Source organism: Francisella marina (assembly GCF_008369785.1).
Taxonomy (GTDB): domain Bacteria; phylum Pseudomonadota; class Gammaproteobacteria; order Francisellales; family Francisellaceae; genus Francisella; species Francisella salimarina.
This window is the reverse complement of sequence record NZ_CP043552.1, coordinates 1,324,966-1,337,376: the sequence shown is the minus strand read 5'-3', so window position 1 is coordinate 1,337,376 and position 12,411 is coordinate 1,324,966. Positions and strand designations below refer to the sequence as shown.

Genomic DNA, 12,411 nt, shown 5'->3' with positions numbered 1-12,411 from the left:
CTTGACACATTGTTATATGTATATATAATATCCTTTCACATGGTTTAGGAGAGGTGGCCGAGTGGCTGAAGGCGCTCCCCTGCTAAGGGAGTATAGGCGTTAAACCCTATCGAGAGTTCGAATCTCTTCCTCTCCGCCATCAAAAAAGTTTTCGATCTTTTCAAAATCGGGTGCTTAGCTCAGCTGGGAGAGCATCGCCCTTACAAGGCGAGGGTCGGGGGTTCGAACCCCTCAGCACCCACCACTAAATAAAAAGCGACTTAGGTCGCTTTTTTTATGTCTTAAATTTTTGTATATCACTTTTATTGGATTTTACTTTTTCTTATGTGCCCGGTGCATAGAGAATGTCTTGTAATTTATGTTTTATCGACCATATTGGATGCTTCTAAGGTGAGTTTCTGAGATCTGTTTATTAATAAATGATTTTTTTAGTTTAGTTATGAGGATAAAAGTCTTTTAAATTTGCTAATAATCTAAGTAGGAATAGTTCGGGGTATATTTGTATGTGAGTTTAATTGAAATTCAATCTTATTGATTTTCAGATTCAAAACTATGTCTGCAAGTTTTTTAATATCATGTGATTTGTTAGAGTTATATTTATCAAAGGTGTAAGTGCTATATCTGGACTTATGTGAGTTTATTGTTGTTTTGTGTGCAGTTTTATAGACTTGAGTATTATGAAGTTAAACAAAGTACTGTTTTTTTATTTAGTATGGCGCGGTGTCTTAACAGTAGATTAGATTCATTTCAATATCATAAACATTAGTAGGAGCACATTAATATTTATTACCGTATATTGAAAAATAAACTTGTTAATAAATCTATTTCAAAAAATATTAACAACTTTTAAATATAGTTGCCGCTAGAACTGAGGTATTAAGTATTGAAATTAATGATACGTGTAATCAATATAAAAGTAATCAAGTTAGTTGGGATAGTAGGTCTTGGTATATTTATTGAAAAAGAAATGATTAAATAAAGTTTAAAAGAAGAGGCGATTTTTTTGTTCTAAAGCATAGTGGATAAGCTTTAAGATGGTTTAAAAGGCTATGTAGATGGTAGTTTTTGGGGTTGGAATAGCTATTGAAATAAAAAAGTTGTAAAAACTTTAATTTTTTTGAAGAAAGTAGTTGCATTTTGTGAGAGTGATGCGTATTATATGTCTTCACCGGCTGACGAGTGATGTTAACGGTTGGGAGCTAAGGCTTCTAAGATATTTAAGAGATATATTATATACAAACACTTTGTTAAAGAATTTGAGTATCAGTAGTTAGAGTCAGAATTTGAGAATTAAACTGAAGAGTTTGATCCTGGCTCAGATTGAACGCTGGTGGCATGCTTAACACATGCAAGTCGAACGGTAACAGGAGAAGCTTGCTTCTTGCTGACGAGTGGCGGACGGGTGAGTAACGCGTAGGAATCTGCCCATCTGTGGGGGATACCAGTTGGAAACGACTGTTAATACCGCATAATATCTGCGGATTAAAGGTGGCCTTTGTGCTGCCGCAGATGGATGAGCCTGCGTTGGATTAGCTTGTTGGTGGGGTAAAGGCCTACCAAGGCTACGATCCATAGCTGATTTGAGAGGATGATCAGCCACATTGGGACTGAGACACGGCCCAAACTCCTACGGGAGGCAGCAGTGGGGAATATTGGACAATGGGCGAAAGCCTGATCCAGCAATGCCATGTGTGTGAAGAAGGCTCTAGGGTTGTAAAGCACTTTAGTTGGGGAGGAAAGCTTATGAGTTAATAGCTCATAAGAAGGACGTTACCCAAAGAATAAGGACCGGCTAACTCCGTGCCAGCAGCCGCGGTAATACGGGGGGTCCGAGCGTTAATCGGAATTACTGGGCGTAAAGGGTCTGTAGGTGGTTTGTTAAGTCAGATGTGAAAGCCCAGGGCTCAACCTTGGAACTGCATTTGATACTGGCAAACTAGAGTATGGTAGAGGAATGGGGAATTTCTGGTGTAGCGGTGAAATGCGTAGAGATCAGAAGGAACACCAATGGCGAAGGCAACATTCTGGACCAATACTGACACTGAGGGACGAAAGCGTGGGGATCAAACAGGATTAGATACCCTGGTAGTCCACGCTGTAAACGATGAGTACTAGCTGTTGGATTCGGTGTAAAGGATCTAGTGGCGCAGCTAACGCGTTAAGTACTCCGCCTGGGGACTACGGCCGCAAGGCTAAAACTCAAAGGAATTGACGGGGACCCGCACAAGCGGTGGAGCATGTGGTTTAATTCGATGCAACGCGAAGAACCTTACCTGGTCTTGACATCCTGCGAACTTTCTAGAGATAGATTGGTGCCTTCGGGAACGCAGTGACAGGTGCTGCACGGCTGTCGTCAGCTCGTGTTGTGAAATGTTGGGTTAAGTCCCGCAACGAGCGCAACCCCTATTGATAGTTACCATCATTAAGTTGGGTACTCTATTGAGACTGCCGCTGACAAGGCGGAGGAAGGTGGGGACGACGTCAAGTCATCATGGCCCTTACGACCAGGGCTACACACGTGCTACAATGGGTATTACAGAGGGCTGCGAAGGTGCGAGCTGGAGCGAAACTCAGAAAGGTACTCTTAGTCCGGATTGCAGTCTGCAACTCGACTGCATGAAGTCGGAATCGCTAGTAATCGCAGGTCAGAATACTGCGGTGAATACGTTCCCGGGTCTTGTACACACCGCCCGTCACACCATGGGAGTGGGTTGCTCCAGAAGTAGATAGCTTAACGAATGGGCGTTTACCACGGAGTGATTCATGACTGGGGTGAAGTCGTAACAAGGTAGCCGTAGGGGAACCTGCGGCTGGATCACCTCCTTAACGGAAATACGAAAAAATAGAAATAAGCTCTAATTACATATTCAAGTGATTTAGCATAGTGTTTGTAGATAATATATTTTAGTGTAAGTAAAATACGGGTCTGTAGCTCAGTTGGTTAGAGCGCACCCCTGATAAGGGTGAGGTCGGTAGTTCGAGTCTACTCAGACCCACCAGTTTTTGGGGCCATAGCTCAGCTGGGAGAGCACCTGCTTTGCACGCAGGGGGTCAGCGGTTCGATCCCGCTTGGCTCCACCATATTTATTTACATGAAGATAGAGATATTTAACAATTTAGTATAGAAATAGACTTAAGAAAATAAGTGCAAGCGGTGGATGCCTTGGCATTCAGAGGCGATGAAGGACGTGATAATCTGCGATAAGCTTCGGTTAGTTGGTAAATAAACTTTGATCCGGAGATTTCCGAATGGGGGAACCCACCTAACACAAGTTAGGTACTCACTCGACATAGAGTGTAGAGCGAACGAGGGGAACTGAAACATCTAAGTACCCTTAGGAAAAGAAATCAATTGAGATTCCCATAGTAGCGGCGAGCGAAGTGGGAAGAGCCTGGTATGATTTAGCTGTAATTATAGTAGAACAAGTTGGGAAGCTTGACGATAGAGGGTGATAGTCCCGTATACGAAATAATCACAGTGGAACTAAGCATATGAACAAGTAGGACGGGGCACGTGGAACCTTGTCTGAATATGGGGGGACCATCCTCCAAGGCTAAATACTCCTGAATGACCGATAGTGAACTAGTACCGTGAGGGAAAGGTGAAAAGAACCCTTATAAAGGGAGTGAAATAGAATCTGAAACCGCTTGCATACAAGCAGTAGGAGCATGATTTAGTCATGTGACTGCGTACCTTTTGTATAATGGGTCAGCGAGTTACTTTTAGTAGCGAGGATAACTGAATAAGGGATCCGTAGCGAAAGCGAGTCTTAATAGGGCGAATAGTTGCTAGGAGTAGACCCGAAACCGGCGCGATCTATCCATGGCCAGGTTGAAGGTTGGGTAATACCAACTGGAGGACCGAACCCAATACTGTTGCAAAAGTATGGGATGAGCTGTGGATCGGAGTGAAAGGCTAATCAAGCACGGAGATAGCTGGTTCTCCCCGAAAACTATTTAGGTAGTGCCTCGTGTATAACTCATTGGGGTAAAGCACTGTTTCGACGATGGGGGTTTTACGACCTTACTGACTCGATGCAAACTCAGAATACGATGAAGTTCAATCACGGGAGACACACTGCGGGTGCTAAGGTCCGTAGTGGAAAGGGAAACAGCCCAGACCGCCAACTAAGGTCCCCAAGTCATAGCTAAGTGGGAAACGAAGTGGGAAGGCCCAGACAGCCAGGAGGTTGGCTTAGAAGCAGCCACCCTTTAAAGAAAGCGTAATAGCTCACTGGTCGAGTCGGCCTGCACGTAAGATTTAACGGGGCTAAGCTATGCACCGAAGTTGCGGAATATATTTAGTATATTGGTAGGGGAGCGTTCTGTAAGCCGATGAAGGTGAATTGAGAAGTTTGCTGGAGGTATCAGAAGTGCGAATGCTGACATGAGTAACGTAAAATAAGTGAGATTCTTATTGGCCGAAAACCCAAGGTTTCCTACGCAATGTTAATCAACGTAGGGTAAGCCGGCCCCTAAGGCGTAGCTGAAGAGTGAAGTCGATGGGAAACAGGTTAATATTCCTGTGCCGCTTATATAAACGAAGGAGGGACGGAGAAGGTTAGGTAGGCCTGGCGGATGGTTGTCCAGGTGAAAGTATGTAGGTAGAGGTGCTAGGCAAATCCGGCATCTTGTTGATCTGAGATACGAGACGAAGTCAAACTTGTTTGACAAAGCTATTGATACCATGCTTCCAGGAAAAGCTTCTAAGTATATTGTATAAGTGACCGTACTGTAAACCGACACTGGTGGGTAGGTAGAGAATACTAAGGCTATGAGATAACTCTGGTGAAGGAACTAGGCAAAATGACACCGTAACTTTGGAAGAAGGTGTGCCCTTGATGGTGATGAGACTTGCTCTCTGAGCTGTTGGGGGTTGCAGATACCAGGTGGCTGCGACTGTTTATCAAAAACACAGCACTCTGCTAAATCGTAAGATGAAGTATAGGGTGTGACGCCTGCCCGGTGCTGGAAGGTTAATTGAAGGGGTTAGCGCAAGCGAAGCTCTGGATCGAAGCCCCAGTAAACGGCGGCCGTAACTATAACGGTCCTAAGGTAGCGAAATTCCTTGTCGGGTAAGTTCCGACCTGCACGAATGGCGTAACGACGGCCACACTGTCTCCACCAGAGACTCAGTGAAATTGAAATCGCTGTGAAGATGCAGTGTACCCGCGGTTAGACGGAAAGACCCCGTGAACCTTTACTACAGCTTTGCACTGGACTTTGAATATTTATGTGTAGGATAGGTGGGAGACTTTGAAGCAGTCACGCTAGTGATTGTGGAGTCGTCCTTGAAATACCACCCTTGAATATTTGAAGTTCTAACTCAGGAGAAATTCGAGGACAGTGTATGGTGGGTAGTTTGACTGGGGCGGTCTCCTCCTAAAGAGTAACGGAGGAGTACGAAGGTGCACTCGGTACGGTCGGAAATCGTGCCAAGAGTATAAAGGCAAAAGTGCGCTTGACTGCGAGAGTGACGGCTCGAGCAGGTACGAAAGTAGGTCTTAGTGATCCGGTGGTCCTGTATGGAAAGGCCATCGCTCAACGGATAAAAGGTACTCCGGGGATAACAGGCTGATTCCTCCCAAGAGTTCATATCGACGGAGGAGTTTGGCACCTCGATGTCGGCTCATCACATCCTGGGGCTGAAGCAGGTCCCAAGGGTATGGCTGTTCGCCATTTAAAGTGGTACGCGAGCTGGGTTCAGAACGTCGTGAGACAGTTCGGTCCCTATCTGCCGTGGGCGTTAGAGATTTGAGAAGAGTTGCTCCTAGTACGAGAGGACCGGAGTGAACGAACCACTGGTGTTCCGGTTGTTTCGCCAGAAGCATTGCCGGGTAGCTACGTTCGGAAGGGATAACCGCTGAAAGCATCTAAGCGGGAAGCCTCCTTCAAGATTAGATCTCTCTGATGTAAATCAGTAAGGAACGTTGGAGACTACGACGTTGATAGGCTGGGTGTGGAAGTACAGCAATGTATGAAGCTTACCAGTACTAATGATCCGAGAGACTTAAGTCTATTTCTATGCTGAATTGTTAAATATCTTTATAAGATATATTATCCAAAACACAGTTTTGGCGATAATAGCTTGTAGGAACCACCTGATCCCATTCCGAACTCAGAAGTGAAACTACAAAACGCCGATGATAGTTTGGCTCCGGCCAGGTGAAAGTAGGTAATCGCCATCTTATTCAAATATCAAAGACTTATCGTGATAAGCAATACAAAAAGCCTCATAGAAATATGGGGCTTTGTGTTTTTATACTTACTAAATTTAAATTATCCTTATCAATTAGTTTATATACAAAATGATATTAACTAATAATTATGATTAACTACCTTATTACTATACATTTCAAAAGAATCATCATCAGCCTTAGTTTGTTGTTGTTTATTGATTAAAGATTGTGTTTCTATTTCAGCATTAGTTAATTCTTTAGATATTGATTGTAGTATCTGGTTGTTGGATGTTTCTTTATTAATAATAGTAGGAGATGCACATAGGTAGGCAGAATATGATATCAATAATATGTACATTAATAGCTTCGGCTACGTGTGATTTTATTCTTTGCTTGCCAAAAAAGTTAGTATTAGTGAAGATATATTAAGTATAATGAAAATATAAATAGAATGTAAGTAATTGGAAATGCAAATCTGGAGAATATATCTAGCCTCTTAGCAAAGCTTTGTTTATCTAGTTTTATCAGCCAGTATACAATTAGACTCTCTAGGACTGTTGAAAATAGAATAGTAAAGGATAGTAATAAGAAGCCGTCTGTGAAGGTTAGATAGTCAATATCTGGCATTTCCCCCTCAATCAAAAACTGGTATGCGATAACGGATAAAATCCCTATAAACGCTATATTTAACCTGTCTGATAATGCTTTAGTGTCCATCCAGAATACTGCCCACATTGCTAATACTAATAGTGTCAATGGGATTAATACTTTTAAGAGAATGTTAGTAGGCTTTCTTTCCAATGAAATACTAAACTCTAGCATTGATACTTTCTCTGATTTTCCATAATAGTATTTTGTAGGATTTGTATTTACTAAATTAAAGTTAGTAAGGTGCCATTCTGCTATATTTACATTTGGGTGATCTTTAACGTAATCTTTAACAGTAATTCTATGATTTGGTTCTACTACTAATTTTACTTCGTTGGAGTCGTATCCAAATGGAATTATGTATGCTTTTAAGGTCTGCTTATCAAATGGGAATTTCTCAAGTTGCATAGGTGTTTCAAGATGTAGTGTTCGTTGTTCTGTATATACAACATTTCCATCAGGATAAATTTTTATTTGTCTTGCTTTTATTTGAGGAGATCCAACTTCATTTATTATCGATATTTGAGGTTTCCACCCTTCAAAAATTTCATCATATTGAAAGTCTCCTTGATATAAAATGTAAGGAGTTTTTTCTTCATTTGCATTAAACTTTAATCTTGGATCATTCCATCTGAATTTGAAAATAACATCAATTTGTAATTGCTCATTAACTTCATCTAAGCTTTGTATATCAGTAATGAATGCAGAAGTCTTTACAATTGTTGGTTCTTGTGGAGGAATACTGCCATATCCGAACATATTTTTATAATAAGCTAAAGATATAAGTAGTAAAAAAAATAAATTTAAAAGATTATTGTTAAGCATGATTACTAACTAGTTTTTATTCTTTATAGATAGATATTTTACTAAACTAGTATATTTAAACCAAATTTTGATCAATATTAATTACTAAATATATTTTTGTATTTAATTAGAATATGATTAATTGAATAATGTTGATTATTATATTGATAAAAGGTTTCATGATAATAAACAATAAATTAGATCCGTTAAATGGGATTAAAACTAAAGCAAATAAAATATAAAAGCCATATTTTTGTAAATCACTATACTTATATGCTATGGCTTTAGGTAAAAAAGAAGCTACTATTTTACTACCATCAAGAGGAGGGATTGGTAGAAGATTTAGGATCATAAGCACAATATTAATCATTACGCCGTAAAAAGCCATTCCTTGTATATAGGGATATGAAGTTATATATTTTGCTATTATTGCCCATATTATTGCCATTAAAAAATTCGCTAGAGGGCCAGCAATGGCTACAAGAGCAATATCAAGTCTAGGATTTTTTAAGTTGCTATAATTTATTGGGACTGGTTTAGCCCACCCAAAAATAAAAGGAAATCCGGAAGCTAAAGATCCTATCAGCATTAACCCCGGTACTATGATAGTTCCAATTAAATCTATATGAGAGACTGGGTTTAAACTAACTCTTCCCAATTTATATGCAGTATTATCACCTCTATATTTTGCAATATAACCATGCGCAGCTTCATGTATTGTTATTGCAAATACTAATGGGATTATAGCCATTAGAGATGTTATTAAAATATGGTTAAGATCCATACGACATGTTTTAGAAATTTTAATTTTGCAATTATAGTTACTAGACGTATAAATATAAAGCTAAATAATTAAATTAATAAAAAAATCTAGAATGGTGCATATAAATACTTAATATTTAATATTTAGTGTGGTATAAATTTAAGTGTAGCCTAATTAATATTGAGTTTAATTAGATTTTATTAAATTTGTAAGGAGTGTTTCTATGAAAAAAATAATAACTGTAATTTTGGTATCTTGTGTACTAGCTTCATGTGTCTCTACATATGAGCCTGTACCAGCAGATAAACAATCTCAACAATAAAATGAGGAGACTATTATGAGAAAAAATATTCTTAGAGTAACAGTTATGACAATACTTTCAATGATTTTGATGTCTTGTGTTGTCAAGCATGAGTGTCCAACTAAATTAGATGCAAATGGCAATAAGTATATGGACAGAAATGCCTGTGCACAAAATACATATTTACTAGGATTTATTCCGTTAGGTTAGATTCTTGGTGGCATAAAATGCTAATACTTAAATATTTTTTGGCAGTATTTTCTTAAGATTTCTTTAAAAAGGTGTGTCCTATAAATTATAAGATTTTATCAATAAAATTAAACTTCTAAATTTGCTGTATAAAAGGCTTGTTGCAGATAATAAAGTAGGTAATATCCTATCTGTGGGGGTCGATTTGTGTTTCATTTTATTTATAGGAGACTCGTTATATGGCAAATCAATATTCGGGAAATTTTGAACAAATTGTAAAAAATAGATTCAACTGTTCAGCAAAAGAAGTTTTGTTAAAATGTCAAAGAGAAGGTTTAAGTTATCAGGAAGCTGAAAAGGTTCTGGGATTTAAGCACGTAACTATTAGAAAGTGGGCGAAGAGATTTGATATTAAGTTGCCAGCTAGGTTTAGATTTGATGAAGATCGTTTTGGTCAAAGCAAAGAGATTGCTTATGTGAATGAGTGTAAGTCAAATAACATTAATAAGGCTAATATCTTTAGTCGTTGTTGGATAAATATGAATCTCTATTCGGCAATCAAAGCTAAATCCTGATTAACTGAAATTTCTGTATTATTTTCGCTTTGGCAAAATGTTATATTGTCATTAGGAGTTAAGATGATAACTGTTGAGCCAAAGTTAAACCAGCCAAGTGTATCTCCTTTTTTGAATTCTATATTAAAGTTGTCACTGTTGTAATCCCAAGTTTGTACATCTCTATAGTAGCTTGGGGCTACTTTGCCGTGCCAAACTGTTTCGATACCGGCAACAAGTAAAGCACCTACAAAAATCACTGCAACTTCACCAATTTCTGTATTGAAGTAACAAACTAATCTCTCATTTTTTGCAAATAAATTATCAACATTTTTTGCAGTGGTTTGGTTTACAGAAAAAAGCTTACCAGGTATATAAACCATTTTTGTGAGCTTGCCATCGATAGGCATATGGACTCTATGATAATCTTTGGGAGATAGGTATATAGTTGCAAATTTTGTGAAATTGGTTGTTGAACTATCAGCTATTAGTGCCTTTAGTGTAAAAGTTTTTCCCTTAGCTTGAATTAAACTGCCATTAGTAATATTTCCAAACTCACTTAGAACGCCATCTGCAGGAGAGGAGATAACTTTTTTATCTGAAGATATAGGTCTTAATCCATCTTTTAATTCTCTTATGAAGAAGTTGTTAAAAGAAGAATATTTGTTTATATCAATTTCTTTAGCCTCATCTATATTGATTTTAAATTTTTTTATGGCTAAATTTATTAGATAATTTTTTAGATGTCTATTTTTTGATTCTGCTAGTTTACTAACTAGTCTCGATGTTAAAGAATGAGGGATTATATATTGTAGAAATATAAAAAGTTTATCTTTCATTGATCTTTTACTCTTGAAGCTTTTATTATTATTAGTATAGCACTGTGTTATAATGTTTAGTTAATTTAATTAGCTAGTTACTATATATTTGTAGATGAAAAAAAGTTTCCAAATTTTCATTTTAGTGAGTCTTGGTTTGTTGTTACAAAACTGTGCAACTAATGATGTAGATAATGATTTCACTGCTGAAAGTCTTTCTAATGAGAGCTTTAGCTGGGATATATTTAGAAATAGGAAGTATGAGTATGCTAAAGTTCAGGTTAAAGAAGAGCCTTCTTTGATAATTCCTACAGGTTTAAATGGTGAAAAAATCAAACCAGCTTTAAAGCTTCCTGATGGTGATGATAAGTACGCTAGGTCACAAGTTCCTAAAGCATATCAGCAGATGTTACCTCCAAATTATACAGTCAAGTTCGATATGGCTAAAATAATAAGTGATCAAATATCAAAAGTTTCCATAAGTGTTGTTTATGATGATTCTGGATCTTTGAAACTTGTATTTAGAGAGCCGTTATCTATAACCATAAATTTACTAGATGACTATTTCAAAGATCATCCTAGTAGTTATACCGTAACATCTGAGAAAGATGAGGTGTTATCGGGACATTTGATTACAGTTAAAGATGCTCAAAAAGATAGAATATTTGTTATTAAGGCACGTAAAATTGATGAGCTCTCTAGTTTGGTTAAGATAAATGCTGTCTTTACTGGAGATGGTCAGTCTCAAGCACCTGATCATATTTCAGAAGGTGTTAGATTACTAAGTGATATTCGTAAAGAATTAAATAATACCGAATTAAAAAGCGATAATAATCTAGAAATTGCTAAAAAAGCGGAGTTGGATATGGCGGCTTCTGAAGCTAATGCGAGTAAAGGGCAGTCAAGTTTAGGAGGATTGTTAGGTTCTGCTAAGAAGAGCAAGTTCGGTTTTGGTTCATATGATAGAACTATTGATAAATCTATACAGCAAGATGAGACAGACCAGATTCAAAATCAGATGAAAGATTATACTAAAATTACTGCGCCATCCGACAATAGTGTCTACGATAGTCAAGCACAAGCACAAGAGTTAAATACATAGGTGATAGAATATGTATGATATTTCAGTTTTTATCGGAAGATTTCAGCCTTTTCATAGGGGGCATCTGCATAACATATTAGTAGCTTTGGAAAATAGTAAGAAAATTATTATAAACGTAGGAAGTTCATTTAATGCTCCAAATATAAAAAATCCATTTTCATTTGAATTTAGAAGGCAGATGATTATTGAGGACTTAAAGGTAGCGGGCGTTGATTTAAGTTTAGTTGAAATTGAGCCACTAGCAGATTATTTCTATCAAGAGCAAAAATGGGAAGAGTCTTTACGTCAAAATGTCTATAAGTACGCTAGGCTAGGTGAAACTATAGCTATTGTTGGACATATTAAGGATGACTCTAGCTATTATATTAAGAGTTTTCCAGAGTGGGGATATATACCAGTAGATAATTATAAAAATTATAATGCCACAGAGTTTAGAAAATATTTTTATAAAGGCGAAATCCTTGATGAGTATATGTGTAGTCGAACACTAAATCAGGGAACATTTAAGCTATTAAATGCTTTTATGCAAAGCGTAACATATCAAGATCTGGTTGCTGAAAATAATTATGTTGTCGACTATAAGTATTCATGGAGAAATGCGCCTTATAAACCAAATCTAGTTACTGTAGATGCTCTAGTTATAGTAAATAATCATATTCTTCTAGTCCAAAGGAAAGGTTTTCCTGGTAAGGGGTTGTGGGCGTTACCAGGTGGATTCTTGGAGTGTGAAGAGACTATATCTCAAGCGATAGTAAGAGAGTTGTTTGAAGAAACAAATATAGATTTAAGTATTGAGCAATTATCTTTAGCAAAAAGATTTGAAAAAGTTTTTGACTATCCTGATCGTTCTGTTAGAGGTCGAACTATTAGTCATGTTGGTGTTTTTATATTGGAAGAATGGCCGAGTTTACCAATAATAAATGCCGCAGACGATGCTAATAAAGTTCAGTGGGTTTCTATAGATTCAATTATAAATAGTATGTATGATAGAATGCTAGAAGATCATTATCAAATTATCACAGTTCTGCTAGAAGAGTGTGGTGTATAGGGATA

8 protein-coding genes, 4 tRNA genes and 3 rRNA genes are annotated in these 12,411 nt (G+C 37.6%); 11 read left to right on the top strand and 4 right to left on the bottom strand.

Annotated elements, in window-relative coordinates; all coding sequences use genetic code 11:
• Positions 1-47: 47 nt before the first annotated feature.
• From F0R75_RS06520 to rrf, 7 genes are all read left to right on the top strand, one after another.
• A tRNA-Ser gene (locus F0R75_RS06520) sits at positions 48-139 on the top strand.
• 29 nt (positions 140-168) lie between these two features.
• Positions 169-244 (top strand) — tRNA-Val (locus F0R75_RS06515).
• A 1,048-nt stretch (positions 245-1,292) separates the two neighbouring features.
• Positions 1,293-2,826, top strand: a 16S ribosomal RNA gene (locus F0R75_RS06510).
• A gap of 96 nt (positions 2,827-2,922) precedes the next feature.
• Positions 2,923-2,999: transfer RNA gene (locus F0R75_RS06505), tRNA-Ile, on the top strand.
• A 6-nt stretch (positions 3,000-3,005) separates the two neighbouring features.
• Positions 3,006-3,081 (top strand) — tRNA-Ala (locus F0R75_RS06500).
• A gap of 50 nt (positions 3,082-3,131) precedes the next feature.
• Positions 3,132-6,018, top strand: a 23S ribosomal RNA gene (locus F0R75_RS06495).
• A gap of 55 nt (positions 6,019-6,073) precedes the next feature.
• Positions 6,074-6,188 (top strand): 5S ribosomal RNA (gene rrf / locus F0R75_RS06490).
• Together the 16S, 23S and 5S rRNA genes with 2 tRNA genes alongside form the textbook arrangement of a ribosomal RNA operon.
• A gap of 130 nt (positions 6,189-6,318) precedes the next feature.
• Here rrf and F0R75_RS06485 read toward each other — a convergent pair.
• The 3 genes from F0R75_RS06485 to F0R75_RS06475 all read right to left on the bottom strand — a co-directional run bounded on the left by F0R75_RS06485 (position 6,319) and on the right by F0R75_RS06475 (position 8,415).
• Positions 6,319-6,537, bottom strand: coding sequence for a hypothetical protein (locus F0R75_RS06485; protein ID WP_149367903.1), 219 nt, complete (start codon positions 6,535-6,537; stop codon positions 6,319-6,321).
• Between the two features lie 53 nt (positions 6,538-6,590).
• The gene (locus tag F0R75_RS06480; RefSeq protein ID WP_394367474.1) at positions 6,591-7,586 is read right to left on the bottom strand and encodes a ligand-gated ion channel; all 996 of its coding nucleotides are present in this window, start codon (positions 7,584-7,586) and stop codon (positions 6,591-6,593) included.
• Positions 7,587-7,758: 172 nt separating this feature from the next.
• Complete coding sequence (locus F0R75_RS06475) at positions 7,759-8,415, bottom strand: site-2 protease family protein (RefSeq protein ID WP_149367905.1); 657 nt, start codon at positions 8,413-8,415, stop codon at positions 7,759-7,761.
• Positions 8,416-8,731: 316 nt separating this feature from the next.
• Between F0R75_RS06475 and F0R75_RS10155 the strand changes: the two genes are divergently transcribed.
• On the top strand, positions 8,732-8,905 hold the full coding sequence (locus F0R75_RS10155; protein ID WP_187985995.1) for a hypothetical protein: 174 nt from the start codon (positions 8,732-8,734) through the stop codon (positions 8,903-8,905).
• A 218-nt stretch (positions 8,906-9,123) separates the two neighbouring features.
• Positions 9,124-9,459 carry a transcriptional regulator FevR gene (gene fevR / locus F0R75_RS06465; RefSeq protein ID WP_013923617.1) on the top strand — a complete coding sequence of 112 codons (336 nt, stop codon included), beginning with the start codon at positions 9,124-9,126 and terminating at the stop codon, positions 9,457-9,459.
• Here fevR and asd read toward each other — a convergent pair.
• Complete coding sequence (asd, locus tag F0R75_RS06460; RefSeq protein WP_149367906.1) at positions 9,432-10,277, bottom strand: archaetidylserine decarboxylase; 846 nt, start codon at positions 10,275-10,277, stop codon at positions 9,432-9,434. The genes fevR and asd overlap by 28 nt on opposite strands.
• 94 nt (positions 10,278-10,371) lie before the next feature.
• Here asd and F0R75_RS06455 point away from each other — a divergent pair, with 94 nt between their 5' ends.
• Positions 10,372-11,358 carry a hypothetical protein gene (locus tag F0R75_RS06455; protein WP_149367907.1) on the top strand — a complete coding sequence of 329 codons (987 nt, stop codon included), beginning with the start codon at positions 10,372-10,374 and terminating at the stop codon, positions 11,356-11,358.
• Between the two features lie 10 nt (positions 11,359-11,368).
• Positions 11,369-12,406 (top strand): bifunctional nicotinamide-nucleotide adenylyltransferase/Nudix hydroxylase, encoded by a 1,038-nt coding sequence (locus F0R75_RS06450; protein WP_149367908.1) that lies wholly within the window; start codon positions 11,369-11,371, stop codon positions 12,404-12,406.
• The last annotated feature ends 5 nt before the right edge of the window (positions 12,407-12,411 follow it).